The sequence below is a fragment of the Acinetobacter sp. YH01020 genome (assembly GCF_013420275.1).
GTDB lineage: Bacteria > Pseudomonadota > Gammaproteobacteria > Pseudomonadales > Moraxellaceae > Acinetobacter > Acinetobacter amyesii.
The window spans coordinates 1-24895 of sequence record NZ_VOYN01000048.1; the positions used below are offsets into that span (position 1 = coordinate 1).

22 protein-coding genes and 4 pseudogenes are annotated in these 24895 nt (G+C 36.1%); 13 read left to right on the forward strand and 13 right to left on the reverse strand.

Going from position 1 to position 24895, the window contains the following annotated elements; translation table 11 throughout:
- Nucleotides 1–386: 386 nt before the first annotated feature.
- Together FTT85_RS14795 and FTT85_RS14800 are read left to right on the forward strand one after the other, a co-directional pair.
- A pseudogene (locus FTT85_RS14795) lies at nucleotides 387–497 on the forward strand (IS5/IS1182 family transposase); the annotation flags it as partial.
- A gap of 163 nt (nucleotides 498–660) precedes the next feature.
- A complete protein-coding gene (locus FTT85_RS14800; RefSeq protein ID WP_000964377.1) occupies nucleotides 661–2259 on the forward strand; it encodes an alkaline phosphatase in 1599 nt (532 codons plus the stop codon).
- Nucleotides 2260–2865: 606 nt separating this feature from the next.
- Here FTT85_RS14800 and FTT85_RS14805 read toward each other — a convergent pair.
- From FTT85_RS14805 to FTT85_RS18945, 3 genes and pseudogenes are all read right to left on the reverse strand, one after another.
- A complete protein-coding gene (locus FTT85_RS14805; protein ID WP_000934716.1) occupies nucleotides 2866–4131 on the reverse strand; it encodes a type II toxin-antitoxin system HipA family toxin in 1266 nt (421 codons plus the stop codon).
- On the reverse strand, nucleotides 4131–4436 hold the full coding sequence (locus FTT85_RS14810) for a helix-turn-helix domain-containing protein (protein ID WP_000366814.1): 306 nt from the start codon (nucleotides 4434–4436) through the stop codon (nucleotides 4131–4133). Before FTT85_RS14810 ends, FTT85_RS14805 begins: the two co-directional genes overlap by 1 nt.
- A 966-nt stretch (nucleotides 4437–5402) precedes the next feature.
- Nucleotides 5403–5594: pseudogene (locus FTT85_RS18945) on the reverse strand (hypothetical protein); the annotation flags it as partial.
- Nucleotides 5595–5817: 223 nt separating this feature from the next.
- On the opposite strand from FTT85_RS18945, the gene FTT85_RS18775 reads away from it, so the two are divergent.
- Complete coding sequence (locus FTT85_RS18775) at nucleotides 5818–5931, forward strand: AlpA family phage regulatory protein (RefSeq protein ID WP_002046152.1); 114 nt, start codon at nucleotides 5818–5820, stop codon at nucleotides 5929–5931.
- A gap of 27 nt (nucleotides 5932–5958) precedes the next feature.
- On the opposite strand, the gene FTT85_RS14820 is transcribed toward FTT85_RS18775, so the two are convergent.
- Nucleotides 5959–6555 carry a putative adenosine monophosphate-protein transferase Fic gene (locus FTT85_RS14820; RefSeq protein WP_000362164.1) on the reverse strand — a complete coding sequence of 199 codons (597 nt, stop codon included), beginning with the start codon at nucleotides 6553–6555 and terminating at the stop codon, nucleotides 5959–5961.
- A 12-nt stretch (nucleotides 6556–6567) separates the two neighbouring features.
- On the reverse strand, nucleotides 6568–6735 hold the full coding sequence (locus FTT85_RS14825; RefSeq protein ID WP_000946583.1) for a YhfG family protein: 168 nt from the start codon (nucleotides 6733–6735) through the stop codon (nucleotides 6568–6570).
- 317 nt (nucleotides 6736–7052) lie between these two features.
- Between FTT85_RS14825 and FTT85_RS14830 the strand changes: the two genes are divergently transcribed.
- Genes FTT85_RS14830 through FTT85_RS18950 form a run of 4 tightly spaced genes read left to right on the forward strand, consistent with a single transcriptional unit; the run spans nucleotide 7053 to nucleotide 13201 of the window.
- The gene (locus FTT85_RS14830; RefSeq protein WP_002046161.1) at nucleotides 7053–7502 is read left to right on the forward strand and encodes a hypothetical protein; all 450 of its coding nucleotides are present in this window, start codon (nucleotides 7053–7055) and stop codon (nucleotides 7500–7502) included.
- Nucleotides 7489–9828 carry a hypothetical protein gene (locus FTT85_RS14835; RefSeq protein ID WP_002046159.1) on the forward strand — a complete coding sequence of 780 codons (2340 nt, stop codon included), beginning with the start codon at nucleotides 7489–7491 and terminating at the stop codon, nucleotides 9826–9828. The genes FTT85_RS14830 and FTT85_RS14835 overlap by 14 nt, the downstream gene beginning before the upstream one ends.
- Nucleotides 9829–9832: 4 nt before the next feature.
- Nucleotides 9833–13033: a site-specific integrase gene (locus FTT85_RS14840; RefSeq protein WP_002046149.1), complete on the forward strand. Its 3201-nt coding sequence runs from the start codon at nucleotides 9833–9835 to the stop codon at nucleotides 13031–13033.
- Between the two features lie 60 nt (nucleotides 13034–13093).
- Nucleotides 13094–13201 carry a hypothetical protein gene (locus FTT85_RS18950; protein ID WP_372551473.1) on the forward strand — a complete coding sequence of 36 codons (108 nt, stop codon included), beginning with the start codon at nucleotides 13094–13096 and terminating at the stop codon, nucleotides 13199–13201.
- A gap of 144 nt (nucleotides 13202–13345) precedes the next feature.
- On the opposite strand, the gene FTT85_RS14845 is transcribed toward FTT85_RS18950, so the two are convergent.
- Nucleotides 13346–13564 (reverse strand): hypothetical protein, encoded by a 219-nt coding sequence (locus tag FTT85_RS14845; RefSeq protein ID WP_000550047.1) that lies wholly within the window; start codon nucleotides 13562–13564, stop codon nucleotides 13346–13348.
- 30 nt (nucleotides 13565–13594) lie between these two features.
- The gene (locus FTT85_RS14850) at nucleotides 13595–14977 is read right to left on the reverse strand and encodes an IS200/IS605 family accessory protein TnpB-related protein (protein WP_168370265.1); all 1383 of its coding nucleotides are present in this window, start codon (nucleotides 14975–14977) and stop codon (nucleotides 13595–13597) included.
- A gap of 642 nt (nucleotides 14978–15619) precedes the next feature.
- On the opposite strand from FTT85_RS14850, the gene FTT85_RS14855 reads away from it, so the two are divergent.
- A complete protein-coding gene (locus tag FTT85_RS14855) occupies nucleotides 15620–16819 on the forward strand; it encodes an integrase arm-type DNA-binding domain-containing protein (RefSeq protein WP_005245164.1) in 1200 nt (399 codons plus the stop codon).
- Nucleotides 16820–16860: 41 nt separating this feature from the next.
- Here FTT85_RS14855 and FTT85_RS14860 read toward each other — a convergent pair whose 3' ends face one another.
- Entirely contained in the window at nucleotides 16861–17274 is a 414-nt protein-coding gene (locus FTT85_RS14860; protein WP_179989169.1) for a Cd(II)/Pb(II)-responsive transcriptional regulator, read from the reverse strand.
- Nucleotides 17275–17353: 79 nt separating this feature from the next.
- Between FTT85_RS14860 and FTT85_RS14865 the strand changes: the two genes are divergently transcribed.
- On the forward strand, nucleotides 17354–18085 hold the full coding sequence (locus tag FTT85_RS14865) for a transglutaminase family protein (protein WP_005245162.1): 732 nt from the start codon (nucleotides 17354–17356) through the stop codon (nucleotides 18083–18085).
- Nucleotides 18072–18959, forward strand: a complete 888-nt coding sequence (locus tag FTT85_RS14870; protein WP_127800877.1) for a cation diffusion facilitator family transporter — start codon at nucleotides 18072–18074, stop codon at nucleotides 18957–18959. The genes FTT85_RS14865 and FTT85_RS14870 overlap by 14 nt, the downstream gene beginning before the upstream one ends.
- A gap of 84 nt (nucleotides 18960–19043) precedes the next feature.
- Here FTT85_RS14870 and FTT85_RS14875 read toward each other — a convergent pair.
- A pseudogene (locus tag FTT85_RS14875) lies at nucleotides 19044–19268 on the reverse strand (efflux RND transporter permease subunit); the annotation flags it as partial.
- Between FTT85_RS14875 and FTT85_RS14880 the strand changes: the two are divergent.
- A pseudogene (locus FTT85_RS14880) lies at nucleotides 19268–19411 on the forward strand (antitoxin HicB); the annotation flags it as partial. The pseudogenes FTT85_RS14875 and FTT85_RS14880 overlap by 1 nt on opposite strands.
- A gap of 252 nt (nucleotides 19412–19663) precedes the next feature.
- Here the strand turns inward: FTT85_RS14880 and FTT85_RS14885 are convergent.
- On the reverse strand, nucleotides 19664–19915 hold the full coding sequence (locus tag FTT85_RS14885) for a hypothetical protein (RefSeq protein ID WP_004658363.1): 252 nt from the start codon (nucleotides 19913–19915) through the stop codon (nucleotides 19664–19666).
- Nucleotides 19916–20109: 194 nt separating this feature from the next.
- Here FTT85_RS14885 and FTT85_RS14890 point away from each other — a divergent pair, with 194 nt between their 5' ends.
- Nucleotides 20110–20331 carry a helix-turn-helix transcriptional regulator gene (locus tag FTT85_RS14890; protein ID WP_004658364.1) on the forward strand — a complete coding sequence of 74 codons (222 nt, stop codon included), beginning with the start codon at nucleotides 20110–20112 and terminating at the stop codon, nucleotides 20329–20331.
- 172 nt (nucleotides 20332–20503) lie between these two features.
- Here FTT85_RS14890 and FTT85_RS14895 read toward each other — a convergent pair.
- A protein-coding gene (locus FTT85_RS14895) for an IS3-like element ISAba14 family transposase (RefSeq protein ID WP_099046175.1) occupies nucleotides 20504–21648 on the reverse strand; the annotation gives its coding sequence in 2 pieces (ribosomal slippage) (nucleotides 20504–21384 and nucleotides 21384–21648; 1146 coding nt in all).
- 277 nt (nucleotides 21649–21925) lie between these two features.
- Between FTT85_RS14895 and FTT85_RS14900 the strand changes: the two genes are divergently transcribed.
- The gene (locus tag FTT85_RS14900; RefSeq protein ID WP_038350081.1) at nucleotides 21926–22714 is read left to right on the forward strand and encodes an aminoglycoside adenylyltransferase domain-containing protein; all 789 of its coding nucleotides are present in this window, start codon (nucleotides 21926–21928) and stop codon (nucleotides 22712–22714) included.
- A gap of 126 nt (nucleotides 22715–22840) precedes the next feature.
- Here FTT85_RS14900 and FTT85_RS14905 read toward each other — a convergent pair whose 3' ends face one another.
- Together FTT85_RS14905 and FTT85_RS14910 are read right to left on the reverse strand one after the other, a co-directional pair.
- Nucleotides 22841–23299 (reverse strand): DUF523 domain-containing protein, encoded by a 459-nt coding sequence (locus tag FTT85_RS14905; RefSeq protein WP_077170035.1) that lies wholly within the window; start codon nucleotides 23297–23299, stop codon nucleotides 22841–22843.
- Nucleotides 23300–23533: 234 nt separating this feature from the next.
- Nucleotides 23534–24699, reverse strand: a protein-coding gene (locus FTT85_RS14910) for an IS3 family transposase (RefSeq protein WP_119285041.1) whose coding sequence is annotated in 2 segments (ribosomal slippage) — nucleotides 23534–24441 and nucleotides 24441–24699 — 1167 coding nt in all. Because the reading frame shifts where the segments join, the coding sequence is not laid out codon by codon here.
- Between the last annotated feature and the right edge of the window lie 196 nt (nucleotides 24700–24895).

The window sequence follows — 24895 nt, forward strand, 5'->3', positions numbered from 1 at the left end:
ACGCCACTTAAATAAGTTAAGGCGCTAAAGCGATAAAAGCTACATGATGGCCAGTACTGAGCACTGGCGATCTAAGTCAATGCTGCAGTTCTCATCATCATTGGAATAAGTGGACAAATTCCTGACACGGAATACTATAACTGAGGTCACTTAAATGGGATGCATAAGTTATGTAAGTTACGCCACTTAAATAAGTTGAGGTGCTAAAGCGATAAAAGTGGCACTGTTGGAAATATAGATTTAAGTCGATGATTTTTCCTTTAAAAAAAGTACTTAAAGACGGCTTTGTTGCACAAAGCTGTTTGTAAGGTCTGATTCAGCAATATAATTTCCGAATGAAGAAGCCAGCAACTAAAATCTACCGTACAACGAATTGGTCCGCATATAAACTCAGTGCGAGAAACTTTCAGAGCCAAGTGAATGAGATTCATGCTCGTGTGACAGTATTAAATAAATTTACGGATTTAGGCAGACCTCACACCCAAGTTGTCACTTAAGTTTGAGAAGCTTAGGGGAGTTCTACTTTTAAAATCTTTGTGCAACAAAGCCACAGTAAATGTCAACAGACCCTAATTAGTCATAATAATATTTTCATAAATTTGTCATGTAAATTGAATATTTAAAGCGTATTTTTCGACCATCCTAAGATGAGGCGATGCAATGCTTTGGCATAAGAAAAAATTTAATAAAAAATCAATAAGTTTGGCATGCTGTAGTTTGGGCACAGTTATTTTGACGGGCTGCCAAAGTCCTGCTTTAGTTCAATCATCTTCTGCTTCAGTACAACCACTAAAACAGCCCCACCGTGTGGTTTTTTTCTTGGGAGATGGAATGGGTATCACGACACTGACAGCTGCACGAATTTATGCTGTTGGTGAAGATGGCCAACTGCCGATAGATCAACTGCCAGAGTCAGCATTTGTTCGTACTTTCTCAGAAGATGCACAGGTTACAGATAGCGCACCATCGATGGGTGCCTATATGACAGGTGTAAAAATGAAAAATGAAGTGATATCCATGCAGACTGGAACAATTGCAGTAGAACCAAATCAGGCCGGAAATCATCAATGTGGAACCAATCCTCAGAACCAGAATAAGCAAGACACTCAAACTTTACTTGAATTGGCCAAAGCACGAGGTTGGGGTACAGGGGTAGTCACAACAACTCGCATTACGCATGCTACACCAGCATCGACTTATGCCCATATTTGTCATCGTGATGCTGAAAATGACATAGCATCCCAATTAGTACCAAGTTCGCAAGGTGATACCTATCAGCGTTATAACGTCAAATTAAAAGATGGGGTTGATGTGATTCTAGGCGGGGGTAAGCGTCAATTTCTGCCGAAAGATCAAGGGGGAGAACGGATAGACCAACGGAATTTGATCGCAGAAATGCAACAAGCAGGCTATCGAGTGGTCTATGATCAAACTCAACTCTCCCAGATGAAGTTAGGAAAGAATGAAAAATTATTGGGTTTGTTTAATACTAGCCATTTAAATTATGACTTAGATCGAACCAAAAAAAACTTGCCTGAACCTAGCTTAAAGCAAATGACGTTGGCCGCTTTGGACATTCTAACCCAAAATAAAAATGGTTTTTTCCTGATGGTTGAAGGGGGACGTATAGACCATGCTTTACATGACACCAATGCTAAGCGTGCATTACAGGATACAATTGCCCTAAACGAGGCTTTGGATGCAACCATTAAAAAACTTCGACAAAGTGACCCTGAATTAAAAAATACCTTGATTGTGATAACTGCAGATCATGATCACACTCTAATTTTAAATGGCTATGCCAAGCGTACTGGAAAATATGTACAAGGTCAGGAAACCAGTGTACTAGGTTTGGTTAAAAACTATGATCGTGCGGGTTTTGCCAAAGATATTCATGGACAACCTTATCCGATTATTGGTTTTGGTACGGGCAAAAAGCGTCCGACACAAAATCGGATGGATGACCTAGTAATCAATTTGAAAGACAGTGATATCTGTCATCCAGTACAGGGTCCACAACCTAAACAAGGTGAGAAATATAGTTTTACTTATCCTTTGAGTGAAACTGGTTGGTGTACGGGAGCTGCTGCGGATGATTTCCAGCAAGAAGCCGTGATTCAGACAGGTTTTAAAGATAAAGAAACACATGGCGGGGCTGATGTTTTCTTGGAAGCCATAGGGCAGGGAGCAGAGCAATTCTCGGGCAGCTTAGAGAATGTTAAAGTGAACCATCTGATTCGCAAGATCACAGGCTTATAAGTAGAGGGATATCCAATGAATAGTACATTAAAATAACACTAAATATAAAAAAAATGAAAGAATAATTTACTAAGTTATTGTTTTTAAGTTGATCCTTGTTTTATATGGGGGTGATAATAACTTCTGATTACTAGTTTTTACCTTAAATATACCGATTGAAAGATTCATTTAAAGGCTATAAATACATGAGTTTTACAGTTTGGCTAGGTCAGCATGAGTACTTTTCACAAGATTTAAGATCGACCATGAACGTGATTAAGTTATAGGGGATTGATGAAATAGTTTTTATGAATTTCTGGCTTTCTGGGCTGATTTTATCAAATTCATGTCTATGCAAAATTGCGACATATTTCTCGTGCTGGTAGTTATCCAGAGTTTGGTCTGCATCTATCCATAGTGCAGACCTTTTTTTGGTGACAGTTTTTTCTTAGTGATTTTCGATCTGGATGTAGTGATTTCACGTTTGCAGAATATATCTTGGCGGTGATCCATCTAATATTCGTGATTATAAAGAGAGCTAATTCACAGGTTCTACAGATTATGTAGCGACTAACTATATCAAAGTCTATTTGCAGTTGATGGTTGGCGCTTAGTTTATATTTACGCTTAGGTTTCAGTTAAAAAATCAATATTCTGTTGAATCCGTGATTGAATCATCTGTAGGGTAGATTCTCGAATTTGATGGGGATACAGGCGCTGCGCAATTTGACTAAATTGAAGTGCAATTTCACGCATGGTCAAGATGATCTCATCGACTTCTAGAGTAGTCAGATTAGCTTCTGAAGTACCGAGTTTATGTATGTCACTTCGGGAAATATTGAGCGCTTCTCCCATAATGTCCATTTGATGATAACCACCTGGACCCTCGCAGAAGGTCACATCATAGGCTGGAGCCAATTTCCATTGACCATTTTTCTCCATGAGAAATGAAAAGTTCTTAGTATGGTCATCCCGATTATTGAAAAGCACATTAAACACAGCACGTTTAAAAGCATGCAATCTTTCTCGTACATCTTGCGTACACATCAAGGTTGCCCGGAGAAAATTGCGATAGTCTAGGCTACCTGGAACTTTATAGTCTGCTCCTGTATATGCAGCCAAACTCTGCATTGGAATCCGCATACCATTTTGACGATCGAATCGTTTAGAAGCAAAAGCCGTTAAACCATTGGGCAAATTAAAGAAATGGGTATCTGGAGTCTCAATTGCACAAAGTCGCAAACATTCTGCATAGACGGCTTCAATGGCGCAGACTTCAGGATGCTCTTGCTGAGCAGGAAACTTAATCAGCCAGGCTTCATGTTGATCAGAATCTTGAGTCGAAAACTCTAAATTGACAGGATCTCGGTAAACCAACGCTTTTGGTCTGGCACCTTGAGGGGAGCCACCCATGACCAATAAATGCTGTAGAAATTCACCACCTTCACCTTTGAGTACTTCTTGAACTTCCTGGGCCAGTTGTTGTAAAGGGATATTTTCTGAGGTTTGCATGTCAGCAACACAAGGTTCAAAGGAGAGGGCACCCATTGCGTGACTACTAATATAGGTCAGACGCTCCAAAGGTCCAATTCGTGCTGAATTTAAGCCAATTTTTTTGAAATATCGATCCATCAACATCATGCCCCAACCATCTGGTAAAGCGTCATAGACTGGACCTGGGAGTCCCATTTGATGAGTAGGAAAACCTTGTCTGAATGGTAGACCTTTTAAAGGCAGCAAGTAAGAAGAGAGCTCAACACCTTGCTGTATTGCTTCTGGACTATATTCAAAAGCAATGGTGGGTCTACCTGTCGTGGCTGTTGAACTAATCAGCGTTCCCCATAACCATGATTCGTCCCAACCGTTGTAATAAACATTAAGTCTATTGAGCATTATCCCTTCCTCTTAATACGGTGGCGCTTACTTTGACTCTCATAGCGAAGAATGTCATTCACACTGTTAAGCTGAGGTTTAAATAGTTCCTGAAGTTCGTTTAATCGACCCAAGACCATTGCAATACGGACTAAATTTTCAACAGATACATTTCGTCCCGCTTCAAGATTCGAAACTGTATTCACGCCGACACCAGCGCGTGCTGCTACCTCAGCTTGAGACATCTCCAGAAAGAGTCGTTGCTTACGTAAACGCTCACCTAAAAGAGTCACAACTTCTTCTGGTTTAGTGAAATATAAATCCATTAAATTGGGTCTTAAGAATGAATAATTTAATTAAATCACAAAATAATGGAATTAATCTATAGCTATAGTGTGGCTAAGGAGGGCTTTGTTGCACAGCACATCAGAAGGGTAGGTATAGTCCTTGGGTATCGGTTACAGAAAATCATCAGGATGTACTTTGACTGATTGTTGATACGGAGATTTCAGTATTTTCATTTTTCCTAATAGGTCACATTACTTAGAAAGGGTTCTTCGAAAATTAGTTCATACTTTAAAAATCCTATAAATATTGAGGATATTTTCTTAATGCTTTCAATATAGCATGCGGCTATATGTAACTCGAACGGGCTTAATCTGCCTTTCAGTATAAATTTTTTGGGCGTGAGAGGGGAGAGGTGTGAGGGCAAGCAATTTATATCGTGGATACTTCTAAATTACTTATGTAATAGAAGGTGGTAAACATGGATTTAGAGGTAATAACACTAAATATAAAAAAATTGGAAGAATAATTTATTAAATTATTGTTTTTATGTGGTTATTGGTGATGTTATGAATAATAATAACTTTTTCTTGATGAATTTTACCTAAAAAAATTGATCAGATAATTTTCTTTAAATGTCATGCATACATAAATTTGACAGTTTGAAGGGATCGGTATGTGCATTTTTCACAAGGTTAAAGATCGACCATAAATGTGATAAACGGCAGAGGATCATTGAAAAATGAATGGATTTAAACACTACATGTATGCACGAAAAAAAGTATCGCTGCGGTTCTGCTGACAGGCTGTATTGAGCATTGAATGCAAATGATGTAGTAATTGTCTACATGCCATAAGATCAGCATGATGAAGAATGAAATGTAGTTGCCAATTTCTACCTTGGTTGAAAAGCATAGCGTTGTTATTCGGAGAAGTGAGGTGAGCCATCCTTCTCTTATTCACTTAAAATGATTCTTACTCAACTGATCTCGACTCATGGGCTGGTTTCAATTAGACGGATAATAACTTCCATCCCCTATTTTTTTTTACCACATCTTGCATTTAATCCCTTCTTTGGGGATTTGATTCAGCATCACTGTTGTCGGTTGACTCAAATCAATGACATAGTTCGTTGGTTCAGGAAAAGCAGAAGAGGCTGCTTTATTGAAAAAGAGAACATTCTGATCAAATGTATTGGATTACACAAAAGCGATGATACAGCTACTAAGCAATTCACCTGCATGTAATCTGTAATATCCATTCCAGTCATCAGACGAAGATTAATCTGAAATTTAAGCACTAAACGCCATAAATCTATGTGTGGGCAGACTTTTTTGAGACATATGTTGATAAACATGCGGCAAGTTATATTGCTTAAAAGTCTATCTAAGTTAACGATCTATTCAATTCTAGATAAGTAATTTGAATATTACGATCCTAAATTACCCGAAGAGTATTAAGATTTCTAAGAATCGTGTTTGTTGGTTTATTTGGGAAATTAATCAGTGGATTGAAGCAAAGATGATGGCTAATTAAGGATTGTAGGCTCTGACTACTTAAATTTTAGGTATTTTGAATAAAGCATATTTCAAAAATCTGAATTAATGGATTTAAATTACCATAAAAACCTTCAATATTTGCTTGAATCCATTGTTGTTGAGAGTCAATGCGAGACCAATCAATACCATAACCACAATGAGCAATCAGATGCTCAAAGAAAATCCGTTGTGTACGTCCATTACCTTCACGGAATGGGTGTATGACATTAAGCTCACAATACAAGTCGGCAAGTTGAGGGATTAGTTTTTGTGGTGCTAAGCCTTGAAAGTATTTTTTTTCTTGAAGTGGCCTAAGTAATTTATTGGTTTCAATTTCAATACGGGAAAAATTACAAAAACGGGTATCACCTTTGGAAATATCGATTTGTCTTAATTTTCCTGCCCAGTCGTATAAGTCGCCAAAAAGCTGTACATGAATTGATTTTAAGTATTTTAAGTCGTAGGGTGGTTCAGCATATTCAATGAGACTACTTGCTAATCCAGACAGTTCCAGTTCAGCTTGTTCTAAAATTTGTTCATCACGAATATTGAGTTTATTCTTTAGGATATTTGTGCCAGGGTAACAATACAGGCTGTCACCCATTTCCCCATATTTATCCATACATGCACCTGACTAAGATTCGGGTTGCGAATACTTCTTATATTTTTGCAAGATTTCAGCTTTACTTTGTTGAGTTGTTTGAGCTGTCGTTGTAATGCCTTCAAGCTTTAGGCTGGCTTGATAGTTTTGCGAACGTGTCGCTTGAATATATTTTCTTTTCTGTTCAGTGGTTCTGAGCATTTCGAAACTCCATTGATGCTACACGTGAAGTAAGTATAGCAGAGAATCTTTTTGATCAATGCTGCATACACAGCATTTCTAAAATGTAATACAACGGTATTGTTTCATGTAATAACAGAAAACTAAAAAAAAGTGGAAGAATTCTTAAAATTTAGACCGTCATAGATAAGCAAACCGTATGTATTTGTTGAGAATTGTAATTTTGAGAAAATTTAGTTGATAAATTAAATGAAGTTTCATATACAAAGATATGCTCATTTTTTAAATCGATAAAAATGTTAAGATTTGACTATTTGGTAAAAAATATAGAAATTTTTATGGGGCAATTTATCATGCCCTTTTGCTTTGACCGAAAAAATGTTCAACTTGAGATAGTAAAAATTAACTCAGAACTACTGAAAATCAAAAAGATTAAACAGAGTCAGAAAGTAGTAGTACAAGCAAAGTTCAAAATAATCTATGTGAAAATTTGGCAAAAAATCTTGCTATTGATGCAAACGGAGCCAGGCTTACGTGTGCATTCTAATTATGTTGCAATCTTACAGTTGATACATAATCTTGATGATTTTATCGAAAAATCACAACAACACTTGTGCTTTGAAAGAAAAGCTCAGAAAGAACTGGATGCTAAATTTTTTGCAAGATTTTTTAAGCTAACAAAGAATTCAATAAAGGATCAACTTTTACCAAATCGTTCTGATCACAATGAATTTAAACAATGCAACGTGATAAAAATATTAAGCGAAAATGAATATGCCAAACATTGAAACACAAGAGCAATTCTTAGATTTAGCAGAAAAATATCAACAAGATTATTGTCTATTACGTGATGATATTGTAAATACACAATTTGTCGATCTATCAGATGATTTGTATAAAGATGTCTACGCTCTATACAAATTAGCACAACAAATTTATAGCTATATATCAGGCTCCAGACAGATCGGTAAGTATTCTTTTTTAGCTGCTGTGAGTTTTTTTGCATGTCCAGATTCTAGTAATACACAAGAGCTGTCATCGCAACGTTATTTGATTCTACAAGCGAGTTTTTTAACATATCGGCAGTATCAAGAATTTGCAAAAATTGATAAAGCTGAGAATAAGCAAAAACATGTTTGTGACCTATTACGCTATGTCTCACGATATGTGCTGGATTCTAATCATGCTGAATTATTTCATGAATGTAGTAAGCTGCTAAATTGTTATGTCACGTACGAACGTAATTTGAAAAAAGAGGATCGTAATCAACTTTTTAATATTAAAGATTTCAAACAAGTACAAGTCATAGAGTATTTATCGGCTCTATTAATAATTTTTAAAAGACTAGATGATCGTCGTGTAGTTCATCGTCAGCGTAAGTCAAAAAAAAGCAAAGTTTTGCAATGGCCGACGAAAAATGAACTCAAAAAATTTCGTGAAATTAAAACGGGTAAGCAAGTAGATATTGGACATAACGCAAAGATTAGTATTTATGATGCCGCTCTTCACAAAGATGAAGAGGGTGAAGTTGATCTATTAGATCCTGAAATGGAGTTTTATTCAGAAGATGAAAAGTCTAAAAATTTAAATTATATACTCAGCGATAATGCGACGCATCTAATGCGGCATCGCCAGCGCCGTCATGCTCCTTTTGTTACAAATCCACATTATTTGGCGCCAGATATACTGAAGCAAATTGTTTATGTGTTGAGAACCGAGTTATCCGGGCACTGGAGGGATGCTGCAATCGCTGCAGCATGTTTATTGTCACTTTTGACGGGATTATCACCCGTCGCACTGATGGATTTTAACGAGCTTATTCAAGATGGAATTTTGATCCAGAATGGTTCAAGTAGACGTCGCGAATATTTACTCAAATTAAATCTTAAAATTACAGAGCAGAAGATTAAGAGCTTAAATCATGTGCGGTGGAATGAAGTGATGACACATCAACTACATTTACCTTCTGCTTGGTTTGACTATATAGAACAAGCATCGAATCCACTAATTTCATCAACACACATTAATACGAAACTTAAGAATTGGCTTGATAATCGGTTTGTAGGTTCGATCACTGTAGAAAAACTGCAGGCTCAATTATATTTTCATATATATTATGAAACATATAATGAATATCTTGCTCATGTAATTGCTGGGCGGGATAGTCAGCATCACATGCCTGGTATCTATTATGGCGGGCTACCGAAAACTCAACTCAGTAGCACATATCTAGCCTTTTTAGAAAAAGCACTTACACCACATTCCACACATTTTACTGAAGACACGGCTGAACTAAAAATATTGCAACAACAATTCAAAGTGCAATCTGCATTATCTATAGGAAGGATAGGGAGCCAACTGGCACTTGAACCCAATTTTGTGAAAGAGCAATTCCATATTTTACATAGACATTGTCACGAAAACATCCAAGAAGATAAGCACATTATTAATCAACTTAATGCATATGCGTGTTGGATGTGGCATATCAGTTTGTTGAGTTTGGCAAGTCGGCCTAAAAAAAACCTGTTGGGGAATTTGGATGATTATTGTGTTGAGCTCAAGCTTTTATATGTGAATGATAAAAAAAATAGTAAAGCAAGAAAAGATGGTCGTTTTATCCCTTTATCTGATTTTTTCATAAAAACACTGCAAAATTACACTGCCTTTTTAGAACAAATTATTGAAGCGTACGGTTCATTTTTTAGACAAGTCTTTGCAAAGAAGAAGATAACTGTAAATGATCTTTTTGGTAAGGTCATTTTTAGTAAAGATATCTTGCCGATAACTGTCAAAGAATGGCAGAGCAGGAAAATTAAGTTAATCCCTTTATCGAGAAAATGGGTGAATTCATATATGCAAGGAGTCTTTCCAAAGAATATGTATTCGAATTGGTTACGTCATTTTGACATGAACTTTTTGATGCATGAGCAGCAAGAGGGTAAACCAGCATTAGCTTTTCACTTAATTCAGGCCCTGTATGGTCATGACCAACGTGACCGAGAGGCTTTTCATCCGCATTCTTCACTTATCCCGAATGTCTATGTACAGCAAGCCCGCCAGCAATTGCAAGATAATGTCAAATCTTTATCGATTAAACACTTAGAGCGAAAATAGTTGTATGCAAAAAATCAAAGAACTAATAAAACCACAACTAGATGATCTATTTGTTGATATTCATAAAATGGTGAAAAAGTCGCTAGATAGACAGCCTTCTCCACCTGAAGTATTGACGAAAGAAATGCAGCAAAAACTTGATCAGCAGATCGCTGAAAAATGGCATGACATTAAAGATAGTGTTGATTGTTTGAGTCAAAAGTTGAGCCGAGACGAACAATCAAAACTGATGCAATTTACTGAAGATGAATTTAATAAAAGAAGGAAGCAATTCAACCAGAATGTAGATAAAAAATCATACAGAATTAAGCTAAATCCACATACTAAACGGATCGTACTGCCTAGAAAAATTGAGAGTACAGAGTCACGGTTAGAACAGGGGCATCTACATATCCATGTACTTAAGGAATTAAGGCAGTATTGGCAAGATTCATTTGAATATTGGAATGAACCAAAGTACTTATGGGGAAATTTATGCTTAAGTTTTATATATATTTCAGGCTGTGCAGATGAACAGCATTTGATTGCTATTCAGAAGCAATTGCAGGAGGCCATTGAGCTTGGTACAGATCTGAATTGTTTTCGGTTATACCATTCGGACTACAAAAAAATCACTAATCCATTGTTACTACATTATCGTGTTGAAAACTCTCAATATGGCAACGATGTAGAACAGGGAAAGTTGTACCAATGGAAACATGTTTTTTTTAACCCATATGCGCAGTTCATTTTGCAATATTTAAAAAAGTTGAAAGCTACTCAGAAAGAATTTTGTCTGCAACATTCAGTTGAAGATTGTATTTTAGAAAGCTTGAGTAAGATAGGCAGGAAAAAAAGTCTTGGGGATCTGCAATATCAAATTAAACGCCGTGGATTTCGTGCATTTAATGATGTGCAAATGGTACTCGAATTTAATCCAAACCTCAGCATAGATATATTTTTGAGTAATGTGCTTCAGCAAGAGATTAATACTGTTGCTTTAAGGCCATCCGAATTTAGATTGCTGTGGAATAATGATTACAATCAAGTCACAGAACCAGATAATCGCCCTATTCATTTTGAACAAGAGCAGTTACTTCCTGAAGTTCCGACTGTTCAAAGCAAATTACAAACGATTCCGTATGAGTTGATGTTGTTTGGTCAAAAGAAACGTAAAGGTCAAAAAGTTGAGCGTTTAGATAAAAAGAGGAATAAAGAAGAACGCACGCTACGTTTTTGGCAAGAAACTAGAAGGGTGTTAGAGGAGAAGATAGTTGATGCTAATACGGAGGAAAAGTCTTTAATTGATGCTCAACTACGCTTAATTCACTGGTTAATGCATTTAAAAAAACGAGGGCTTCAATTATCAACTATTGAAAGCTACTTAGGATCGTTTGGCAAAGAATTTATATTTGAGATTTGGCTCAATAAATTAGATTTAAAGCAACAATCCATAGATGACTATGAGGATTTATATCGGCAGCTATTGAAATACAGCAGTGAACGTGATGAAAAAGCAGTTCAACGAGATTCGGTGAAAGGAAAAACCTCTCGTAAGATGCACCAAAGCGCAGAATACCGTTTTGGTCGCCTAAAAGATTTTCATCAATTCTGTATAGAGAATTATGATGCTCCAGGGGTATTGGTGTTACAGAATTCAAGTTTTAAGCATTTACAAATTTGCAATGCACGGCTAGTGAGTCCTTTGCTATTTGGCAAATTATTGGAAAAACTAGAAAATTTAAGTCAAGAGCCAACGGCATCAGAGTGGGTCGATCATCTGAGTTGTTTAAAGCTGATGTATTTACTAAGTTATAGAACTGGACTTCGATTAAATGAAGTTCGTTGTCTTAAAATACAAGATATTATTTGCCCAGAGCTACTTTATAAAGAAAAAGAAAATACAGTTTTTAATAATATCACGCTTCATATCCAAGACAATTCATATCGCCGTCTGAAAACGCGAAGTGCGAATCGTCAAATACCATTGAAAATTGCATTGTCAGAACATGAGTTTTTAGTAGTACAACGTTACATACAACATCGTTATGAGCAATATTTGGTTAATCAGCAGGATGATCTACTTTTTAGTGTGAATCATCGTGTATTAACTGATCAATGTATCAGCAAAATTACAGTAGATTTGTTTAGTCAAATATTAGGTATGCATCATGGCTTTAGTTTTCATACATTACGCCACAGTGCTGCTAACTATCTAGCAATAACTTTGCTCGGTTCAAAAGAAATGATCAAGACCTACACAGATTGTCCTTGGGTAAAAGCAAAAAAGATGAGGGATTTATTGTTTGGTATGAAAGCACGTGCTCAAGAAGAGATTATTCAACATAAATGGCAGGTGCTCGCCTCTTGGATGGGGCATAGCAGTATTGAGCAAACGGCTTCAAATTACCTTCATGTTTTGGATTTATTAGCAGTCGATCGAATTTATAATTCGCCGTGTATCATTTCAAAAAAAGTATTAGAACAGTGTTTTAGTCCAGTGAAGTCAAGTACAGACTACATAAACCTAAATCGTTATACTCAGCAGCAGAAATGGTTTAATTCTTATCAGCAAACACAGCCAGTTACGATGGCTGGCCGACAAGAAAAGAAGTTTAGTATAGAGAAGAGTACTCTGACACCTTTTCAACGTTTGATAAGTTTTAGAGAAGGTCGATTAAGCGAAGATACCCAAGCTCAAGAATGGATGCAACGATGTCAATGGATGAGCACTAAATGGATGGATCGCCAAAAATTTAATTTAAAAACGAATTATGTTTATAGTAAGAATTTAGAAGAGAGTTGGTTTGATGAACTTTACGAAAAGGCTAAAAAACTGACTCGTCCAGATGAAATAATTCCTCTCCTTGATTTTCATTATAAAGATGATAGGCAGCAAGATGCACTGAAAGAAAAGAACATGGTTAAGGCGCTTAAAATATTATTATTATTTGGAAAACTGCGTAAGAATTTTCTACATTTTCAATGCCGAATGAAAGGTGATGAGCAACAAATTGTTAATTTTATTACTGGTATAGAGCCAATGTTAGGAGATCATCTGTATTTAGAAAAACAAAACTACCCAGTTAATTTGGATGCTCCTGAGCGAACCGTTAAATTTAGTTTTCAAAGAGTTGTCGGCTCTAACAAAAAAAATGTTACTCCGCTGGTTATATTTAATTTAATGTTAAAAATGATGCAAAAAGATGAACTCTGGATCAAATAGCCTAAGCATGTTAAAGGGGAATTGTTTAGAAATTTCCCTGTTTATAAGTAAACTGCCTTTATGAAAAGCACCATGCTGACTTGGATTAATAAGCGGAATGTAGTATCACAGTTTGATCGCTGGATTTACGAAAATGGTGTGAAGATTAGCGGTATGGTAAATCGATGAGCTAAAGTGTTGTAGTCCAAACTCGATCTGACAATTACCCATTTTTTAGTGTGCCCGTCAGGTTAAATTTGAACTGAATTTTTCTCAGCCCAAATTCATTTCCAATCAAGTTATGTTTCAAGTGGCGTGCGAACACTGCACAATTTAATTCACGGTGCCTAAGACAGGTATCAACTTCGGACCAGCCATTCTAGCTTTGCTAATGATTTCCACCAGCTCATCATAAGTCAGTTCAAACTTATCCTCACTATCAAATACATAGACCATATTCTTGCCTTCATGTTCAGGTGGAGTAGGTGGTACAAATCGTTTCGGGATAAGAATTTGTGCGAGTTGTTCGTCAGTTAATTTAAATAAGTGCATGTTTTTATCCTACTGTTCCTTAAAATGTATTCAAACATACTCAAGGACTAATTCGCACTCTGTTAATGTCTTGTTGCCAAGCGTGTAACTAGAGCCTGAGTCGGTCAGTTCCGACTTGTAGCGGTCAGTCCGTTCTTGCAATATACGCTTTACAGTTTTGTAAGGCGTATAACGACTTATCTCATTGTCGTTTAATCTTGCAAGCACGTTTCTCGCAGCATTCCAATCAGCTTGCACAACTTCCCCATTGAAACGGTGAAAACGATCTCCCTTACGTGTACCTATTAAAAGGCCATGCAAGAAAGAATCACTTTGCGAAGTATATGCAGAATTGACTAGATGCACCGTAGAACCTCTACGGTGAGATATAGAAGTTAGGGCATTAGCTAACAAACCTTTAGCCCATGTATTTAAGCGTCTATTGGTGTTTTTGCCATAGTTGCGTTTACTTTGAATTGGGGATGTTAAATCTTCCGCAACAATCACTTTGGCTTTATCAACCAACTTGTGAGTTGCTGTAAATATTAATGTTTTGAGCTTTGCTTTTTGAGTATCTTGTCGCTTATCTAGTTTTTTTCGACCTAGATTATTTAACTCAATTTTCTGTTTCTTGTGCGGTTTGGCTTTAGAAATCGCTCTGAGCTTATTTCTACGTTTGTACTTTTGATTTAGGTAGTCTGATTCACTTGAGATCAATTTACCTAAACCATTGCCATATACTTCACCATCAGAATCCACAAAGGCTTCTGAATAACCTTTATCAACACCTACGGTTTCCTGACCACAATCCTGTGTTTCAACTGCATCATAAGTTGAGTGAACTTCAACATTACCGTTTTTTAGAATGATTCTAAGTGTGCCTTGTGGCGCAAAATCAACAGTGGTGTTTAGTGGAATTTTAATGGTTTGTCGAGGGACTAGACTCGGCACTTTAAGCCAACATTGACCATTTAACTCAAAAGTTTTACACATATCCGCACGAACAATAATTTGATTATGTGTGTGATTAACACCATGCTTAAAGTGATTACGCATTTGACGATGGAGGAAATTATCAGTCATCCATTCATCTTTTTTAAGCAAGGTGTATAGTCTTTTTTGTTCATTATTACAGGAGGTGCGTTTTCGGATCGCCTGCTTTACTTTGTCTTTTGATGCTTCTCGATAGGCTTTAATATCACCTATGCAATCACGTAGCGTTTCTTTCCACGCATTTGCAGAAACACCAAAGTCACGACTTTCTTTCATCCACGCATCACGAATAGCTCTGTCACTGATATTCAAACCTGAAATAGCACCATATTTAGCCCACACCTCGCTACGAATACGACCAAGTAAAACAGCTTGTTTCTCAAGCTGTTTGTACTTTTGCACATTCAAGTTTTTACAATGGTGGATGCGTGTTAATTTCACAAAGTCATGCCTAGGTTAAGGGATTGGATAATCAATAGATATGGATGCTAATATACCAAGACACTCACCTAAAATACAAAAGATAATCATTTAAATCTCTAATAAATACCCACCTTGCCACTACTGAATCGACATAGACAAAATGAGAACTTATGCAAATATTTGTCTATATTTTTAGTTATAGTTAATTACTCTCGTAAAACAGCTGACGAAGTCCGAGATAGAATCATTGCGTCAAAACAAACGTGATGCTTATGCACTTATGATGAAAATGAATTAATTATTATTTAATTAAGTTAAAAGACTGCTATATAGCGGTCTTTTTTGTTTTTGAGCTCTACAAATTTTAATGAGTACATATAGTTACTTTTATAAAAATGATAATAAAGGGTAGAGGAGGTCATCTAAGAATTTAAAGCACAAGACTTATTTAACATTGATGACAGAAAAAGTGAGTTGTTGGGAACTTAAAGAAGAGGTGGTACTTATAATGGTTACTAAAATACAAATACTTAAAATATTAAATATATAAAACAATATATTACAAATATATATGATGCGTAGTGTACGCATCATACATAAAGCGTTCTATTTTGATATAATTGATCCAATCAACCCATTGTTAGGTTTCATTTAAATTCCATGAGTCTTACTGAAATTAAAGTTCGCCAAGCTCATTGTAAGGAAAAAACCAGTTTTTTATCCGATGAAGATGGGCTTAGCCTGAAGATTGAGCCGAGTGGAAGAAAATCTTGGTGCTATCGCTATACAGATCCACAAACTAAAAAACGTCGACGCATTCAGTTAGGTCGTTATCCTGATTTATCGCTGAAAAAGGCACGACAAGTCAGAGATGACTTTAAAGACAATGATTTCTGTTTTGAACAAGATACTGCCTCTAATGTCATCACCTTTGGTAAGGTCGGGGAGGAGTGGTTACAGTTCAAACTGAAAAATGCCTTCAACGATCTACCCCGCTGTGGTGTACTACAGTTAGCAGAAAGATGCTTACAGCAAGATATTTATCCAGACCTTCAGGATCTACCTTTTCAAAACATCAAGCGTTATGACCTGGTTTCAGTAATCAAAAAAATAGAGGGACGCCAAGTAAAAGAACCTGTCAAGAAAGCTTGTAGTTATTTGAACCAAATTTATGACTACGCTGTAGCGATGGGTTATTGTGAATTCAACATCGCGCATGGTTTAAATAAAATCGCCATTAACAGTAAAATCAAGAAAAATTATCCGTATTTGAAAGCGGAGGATATATCTGATTTTAAGTATAAATTACAAAAATTGGATGCCCATCCGATTATTAAAAAAGCACTGCTGTTCAAATTACATACTGGCGTGCGAGGGGCTGAATTGTTATTGGCTGAGCCTCATCATTTTGATTTAAATGAAAAAGTCTGGAAAATACCTGCCTTGCATATTAAACAGTTTCGACGAAAAGTCATATTAGGCCATGAGATTCCCGACTTCTTAGTTCCACTTTCAGATCAGGCTTTAGATATTTTAAAAGACGTCATGCAATGGTCATACGGTGAAAAGTACATTTTTGCTAGCCCACGGAAACATAATCAACCGATTCATTTTAATACATTAAATATGGCTATACGTAAGATGGGCTATGGAAAACATCAATTATCCTCTCATGGACTACGTTCCACTTTTAGTACCATTTTGAATGACTCAGGTTTGTTCCAGGATAACTGGATTGAGGCACAACTTTCACATATTGATAAGAACCGTACCCGTGCCAGCTATAATCACGCTGACTATTTAGCCCAGCGGACTGAAATGATGCAGTGGTGGGGTGATTATTTAAGTACTGCTAAGTGAAAATCGTACTTTTATACATAGACTTAAAACATTATGGGGTTTCAAATGGATAGTAAACAATATACTTGCCGTGTTACATGGTCAGCAGAATATAATGAGTATGTTGGGTTGTTCGAACCACAAGCACTAGCCATTTGTTGTAATTCAGCTTTAAGCGCCCTTAATTCTTTCATGCGTTTATTCACTAGTGCAAGTTGCTGATCAATTAATGCATTAACGCTAGAGCAGCTTTCTTCTGGCTTATTTTTTAATTCGATAAGACGTTTAATATCATTGAGTGATATATCTAGGCTGCGACAATGCTTTACGAATTCCAATTGTTTAAGTGCTTTGCTATCATACAGCCTGAAATTACCTTCTGAACGATTTGGATTTAACAGAAATCCTTCTCTTTCATAATATCTAATCGTTTGTATTGAACAGCCCGATTTTTTTGACAATTCGCCTATTTTCATCAATTTCCCCCAGACATTTGACTCTATAGTTACTATAGAGTCTATAGTATAAGTATGCAACGAAAAGGATATATAAAAAATGACTGAGAAATATTTAAACAATACGAATATCGTTAATTTTGAACACAAAGATATCCAATCCTTGATCGATCAACGTAGGTGGAAAAACTTGGATAACTTCAACAAAATTGGTGCCGCTTATCAGTTTGTAAAAGATGAGATTTTCTTTGGTTATAATGAAAGCGATGATATTGCAGCAAGCGATGTGCTAGCAGATGGTTATGGACAATGTAATACTAAGGGTAATCTGTTAATGGCACTATTGCGTGGACTAGGCATTCAATGCCGATTTCATGGGTTTACCATAGACCAGCAACTACAAAAAGGTGCTATCCCAAGCTATGTATTTTGGTTAGCACCTAAATACATCATTCATAGTTGGGTAGAAGTTTACTTTGAAGGGCGTTGGATAAACTTAGAGGGCTTTATATTGGATGAGCAATACTTAAGCTCTCTACAGGAGAAATTTGACCAAGTAAAAGATGATTTTTGTGGTTATGGTGTTGCAACAAAGTGCTTTTCATCACCAGATACAGATTGGCGTGGAGAAAATACCTATATTCAAAAAGAAGGTATTCATGATGACTTTGGGCTTTATGATTCCCCTGATGAGTTCTATCTCGAAAAAGGGACTAACTTGTCGGGGTTCAAACGCTGGATATATCAACGCTTGATACGTCACTTGATTAATATGAATGTATCAAAACTAAGAAATAGAAAAGTACTAGAGGTACAAAATGCACAACCATAATCATAGTCATCAACATGGTAAAGATGACCGTATTGGTTGGGCATTTTTCCTTAATGTGACATTCACTATTATCGAATTTATAGGTGGTTGGCTCACTAACAGTACGGCGATAATGGCAGATGCAGTTCACGATCTTGGTGATAGTCTTTCAATAGGTTTTGCGTGGATTTTAAGTCGTTTTTCAGATAAAGAAGCATCAGATAAGTTTAGTTATGGTTATCGTAGACTTACTCTCTTTGGCGCATTGATAAACAGTATTGTTTTAATCATTGGCTCAATTTGGATTTTATTTGAAGCAATTCCAAAGCTGTCCAATCCTGAAATGCCTGTAGTCGAGGGGATGTTAGGGCTAGCGATACTCGGCGTTGCCGTTAACGGATATGCTGTATTAAAATTAAAAGCGGGTGAAACATTAAATGAGAAAGTGCTGACATGGCACCTTCTTGAAGATGTACTTGGATGGGTTGCCGTTCTTATAGTCTCTATCGTACTGTTGTTCGCTGAACTGCCGATATTAGATCCCCTTTTATCAATAGGGTTCACGCTGTTCATCTTGTTTAATGTTTTCAAAAACCTGAAATCAACACTCGTTTTATTTCTTCAAGCTGCACCCGATAAAGAGACTCAAAAGCGTATTAAACTATCACTAATGGAATTTCCTGAAGTTAATGGTATCCACCACATGCACTTTTGGTCACTAGATGGTGAAAGTCACGTTTTAACAGCGCACCTTGAGCTGAGTGACAACTTTGACGTTAAAGAATTAATTAGGCTTAAACAAGAAGTTGCAGCTAAATTATCTTCCTATCATTTATCGCATACAACGATAGAGTTTGAGTTTTTAAATGAAAATTGTCGGGATGAAGCGCAGTAAGCTTTATCAATAAAATGTTGGGCATACAATATTAAAAGCAGCTTAATTAGGCATAACCTAGTAATTAAGCTGCTTTTTTTGATTTTAAATTTCGTCGGATTGCTGTTTGCTACTCTCAGAGCCATGCGCCCATTGATATAAAATAGGCAATACAAACAAAGTTAAAATTGTAGAAGATACAATACCGCCGATAACAACTGTTGCTAGTGGTCGTTGTACTTCTGCACCAATTCCAGTGTTTAACGCCATTGGAATAAAACCTAAACTTGCGACCAGTGCCGTCATTAAAATAGGTCTTAAACGAATGATGTGCTGAGTTTCCATCATTGTCTTGGCTTGATGCGGATCAGTCTAAAGCATTCTCAGGAATAGAGGAGCTCGTTGCTGATGTTGTCGCTGATATGATTAGCAATAATGAAAAAGTTCCTACACCACTCTCCGGGAAAATATAGTAGGCAGTTTGTTGTCCTTGTTCTCAGTGGTTCAACAAAAACTAGCCCTCGAAGCCGCAGAACGTGGCGTGGACATAAATTGTTTAGTATCAGTAAAAAGAGCGATGTAATTTTAGTACGAGTGAGTGATAGAGCAGGAACCTATGCTTCATATATTCAGTAAATGGTATGTTTTTGAATTAATAGGTATTTTTAAATAAAGCTTTCTTTGATTTAGTGCTTTTTATTTAATAAATTAATTTTAAAAACAACTTAGGCTAATTGATAAACACTATCTGGAAAGATTAAAAGAAAATATTTTTTAATTTCTGCTAATTCATTTAAGGCAGGTTCCCTTTCAAGCAGTTGAAATGTCCAAATAAGTACAGCCTGATGATTATCATAGCAAGTATTTACTCCAAGAAAATTAGCCATTCCATAACTTCTATTGATGTTCATTTCTTTAATTAATTGATTTCCTAAGTCACGAGCTTGCTGGCTGATCAATAACTCATTTGGTAACACGGCGGTCATCTCCACAAAATAATCTAATGCAGGTTCAATCCTTATATTTAAAAAGTTATAATTTAGTTGAAATGGATAAAATATACTTTCTATAAGTTGTAATAACCTGCTGTAGGTTAATTTTAGCAAAGTATTACTCAGTCAACAACTTCAAATAACCCACAGCAAGTTATTTTTTGTAAATTAATTTAAATATGATTACTTGTAAGTTATCTAGCCTCATGGGCGATAGAAAAATTTTAAAATTAAGTGAAGTGGTGCATGCAACAGGTATCAATCGCAACACGCTCACAAGTATGTATTATGACCGTGCTGTACGTATTGAATTACCAGTCGCCGATAAGTTGTGTAAGTACTTTAACTGTACGATGAATGATTTGTTTGAGTTTAAGGAAGAAGTTGAAGAAAAAGATTAACTTAATACTTCGTTTGATAAGTTTTTCGAAGAAAAAGACTAGCCAATACTTAGTTTGATAAGTTTTTCTCTGCAGATCTAATATTGAATTTTATAAAATATCATTACAAACAGAGGTGGTTCCACTTGTTTGAACAACTAAAAGCGTATTTATAAGTGATATTCCGCTCTAGTTAAGCCACCTTGTTTTGTTGGGGTAGCTGATCATAGTAAAACTCATTTGGTGTCATTTTGTCTAGACTCGAATGAGGTCGTTTCAGATTATAAAACTCAAAATATGCACTCAATTGCTTTTTCGCATCTGTGACACTGCTATAAGCTTTGAGATACACCTCTTCATATTTAACGCTCCGCCATAATCGTTCAACCATCACATTATCTACCCATCGACCTTTACCATCCATACTGATTTGAATGCCATTTGATTTCAATACATCAATAAATGCATCACTGGTGAACTGACTGCCTTGGTCTGTATTCAATATTTCAGGTGATCCATATTTTTCAATCGCTTCATTTAAAGCCGAAATACAAAAATCCACCTCCATACTAATCGATACCCTATGCGCAAGTACCTTGCGGCTATGCCAATCAATCACAGCACATAAATAAACAAAGCCTTTTGCCATAGGGATATACGTTATATCAGTAGACCACACTTGATTACTGCGCTGAATAGCCAATCCTTTGAGCAGATATGGATATTTACGGTGAGCTTGATTAGCCTGGCTTAAATTTGGTTTGCAATATAACGCCTGAATACCCATTTTCTTCATTAAAGTACGTGTATGACGTCGTCCTATATGATGCCCTTGACGATTCAACAAATCACGCATCATACGACTGCCTGCAAAAGGATATTGCATATGTAATTCATCAATACATCGCATCAGCTTCAGATCTGATGAGCTAACAGGTTTTGGGCGATAATAATAACAACCACGAGAGACTTTCAGTAACTTAGCTTGTTTAGATACTGAAATCTGAAGTGAGTGATCGATTAACTTTTGTGGTTGAAGCGGCCCAGTTTCTTCAACACACCTTCTAAAAAATCAATTTCTAATGCCTGCTCACCGATTTTTGCATGTAACTTTTTAAGATCAATGGGAGGTTCTGATGGAGCTTTTGATTGATCGAAAGCTTGTGAGGAAGCTGAGATCAATTGATTTTTCCAGTCAATAATTTGGTTTTGATGAACATCAAACTCAGAACTCAATTCAGCAAGTGTTTTTTCTGCTTTGATCGCAGCAAGTGCTACCTTAGCCTTAAAGTCGTTTGAATGATTTCTTCTTGGTCTACGTGCCATAAAATACTCCATATATTGATGTTTATAACATCATTTGAGGAGCAGAGTATCACTTATAGGAGTTGTTCAAATTTCCGGATCCATCTCTAAGTGAGGAGGAAATGACTCTTACTATTCAGATGTTGTTTCAAGCTTTTTTTGATTGATAGAGTTTTATGTATTAAACTCTATATTGAAAGTAAATATATTGTAAAAATAGTATGTTATTTACTAATTGATTAAATTATTTACACTTATTCTGTATAATGCTCTATGAATTCATTACTTATTTTTTTAAATTAAAAATCATATGCAAAGCTTAAATGATGAAGAGTGTCGCCAAGTTGAAAGTGTAAAACAGCTTTTACAAAAAAATTTTAAAGATAAGCTTTATGCTATTTATTTATATGGTTCGTATGTTGATGGTGGTTTAAAACATAAAAGTGATCTTGATATTTTAGTTATTATTGAACGTGAAATTACCGATCAGGAAAGAAAACAATTAGCGCAGAATTTTCTAAATATATCTGTTCCGATTGGTCATGCTACAGCGCGTGCCTTAGAAATTACGATATTAGAAAAAGGGAGTATTACCAATAAAAATCATCCATATACATATCAGCTACAATATGGCGAGTGGTTGAGAGAAGAATTACTCAAAGGTGAATTACTTTATAGTCAATCTGATCCAGATATTAGTATTTTACTTAAAACTGCCCAATTACATAACATTACTATCTTTGGACCTGATATTTGCGATTGGTTAAATCCAATTAGCTATGAACAATTAATATTTGCCATGCAAAAAACTTATCCACAAATTATTGCTCATTGGAAAGACGATCAGGATGAATGTAATCAAATTTTAGCGCTATGCCGTATAGCTTATACATTAGATCATAAAACAATAGTTGCCAAGGATGTTGCTGCGACATGGTTTTTAGAATTCTTAAGTCAGATAGATCAAGACATTTTGCAACTCATAATAGATGAATATATTGGGCAAGGTCATGAGCAATGTTGGTTAGTTTTACATGATCAGCTTGCTAAAATTGTTAAAGAATTACAGCATAAAATTGAACCACTACTTTTTAACTGATGTGGAAGTAATGGATATGCTTCTTAGATTATTACCTCACTATATCTCTAAATACCGAAGAGACTTGATATTGCAAAGGGGGGCGTGGTTGGAGTTGCATGAAGATTTTAAATAAAAGCGGAGGAACTAGGGTAAAAGTTGCCAAAAAGTTTCTTCTGAAATGACTTTTATATTATGACGTTTAAGCAAAGCGGAGGTAACTCCATTGCCATAGATCTTATTCCCATTAAATTGACCATCGTAAATCATTGAACTACCACATGAAGGGCTATTTTCTTTAAGCACTACCAGAGTAGCTTTTAATAATTGAACTTTTTTTAAAGTTCTATATGCCCCTTCAATATAGATTGAAGTCACATCCTTTCCTGATTTTTCAATTACACAGGCTTTTCCATCTAAGACATCATCGCCATTACCTCCCGAAATCTCGGCAGGTTCGCGTGGTGTTGATAAACCGCCAAGAATCTCTGGACATACCATAGTAGCTTTTCCATCTTTGACTAATTTTTCGATTTTTTCGTTTAAGCTATGCGTCCCGTTATAACGTACCTTTAAGCCAGCCAGACAAGAACTTACTAAAATCATATTTCCTCTATGAAAAAGATATGTATCGATTTGCTATTTAGCCAGTACCTATTATTTTTTAAAATTAATAGGTTAGTGCTATGGATAAAACAAGAATTTAAATATGATCAATGCAAAGTGAGTTATTTTTTTTCTAACCCACAAAGCTTATAGATTAGTTTGATCCTTTTTGTTTAGAAAATTTATCAACAGTGATGTGTGCTGAATTAGCAGGAGACTTTCACTTGGGAGATTCTAGGCAGCTAACCGATAAAAGTCTTCTGCCATTTGATTTGGTGTCTTAAAATCCAAGCCTTTTTGAATTCTTCGCTGATTATAAAATAACTCTATATATTTTGTAATATCCGCTTTGGCTTCTTCCCTTGTTTTGTAGTTGCGATGATGGACTAGTTCATTTTTGAGTATGCCCCAGAAACTCTCTATCGGTGCATTATCAAAGCAGTCGCCTTTTTTGCTCATTGAACCCTGAAAATCAAATTTCTCAAGTAAGTTTCGATATTCATTACTGCAATATTGGCTGCCTCTATCTGAATGTACAATGAGATCTTTAGCAGGTTTCTGATTGCGAATAGCCATATTCAATGCATCACAAACAAGCTTGGCTGTCATGCGCTCATTTAAGCTATAGCCAACAACCTGTTTCGTGTAAAGATCTTTGACAGCTGCCAAGTACAACCAGCCCTCAGCCGTCCAAATGTAGGTAATGTCACTCGACCACGCAAGATTAGGCTTCGTCATTGAAAACTGTTGCTTGAGTAAATTGTCATAAATAGAACGGTTGTGATCACTGTTCGTGGTTCTTTTGAAACGCTTATGGCGCTTACAATACAACTGATTTGATTTTTTTATTTGGCGCACAGCATACGTACTTATTTTGATACCTTGCGCTTGTAAATGCTTGGTTAATCGAACATAGCCATAGCTTTGTTTGGTTTCTTCATGGGCTATTTTGACCAAAATTGTCTGCTGATTTCGCTGAATTGATCTTTTACTCATGCCTCGCTTTAGCCAATCATAAAAGCGAGAAACGGATACACGAAGTAATCGAGCCATTAAAATAATCGGAAATAAGTGGCTTTGCGATTTCATATAGGCGTACCTCACTGACTTTCTTTGGCAAAGTACGCTGCTGCCTTTTTTAAAAATTCACGTTCCATTTCAGCTGTTTTGAGCTGTTGTTTAAGCTTCTTATTTTCTTCGAGTAAGGCGTTTAGATCGGGCGAATACTGTTTTGTGCCTGCTAAAGTTCCAGCCTTTGCTTTGTTATTCCAGTTCGAAAGGGTTTGCATTGAAATGCCAAGTTGTCTAGCGGATTCCGATACATTACCTTGGTTCTCTTCAATGGCTTTTATGGCTTCAGCTTTAAATTCTGCGGTGTAAGTCTTCTGTTTCTTGCTCATGGTAAACTCCTAATGAGTATGTATAGTTTACCAAGTTAAACCCTCCTGTTTTTTAAGCACACATCAATAGAGTGGGAGTGACGGGCACTGGCTGGCAATGTCTAGCAACGGCAGGCATTTCGGCTGAGGGTAAAAGAACTTTCCGCTAAGCGATAGACTGTATGTAAACACAGTATTGCAAGGACGCGGAACATGC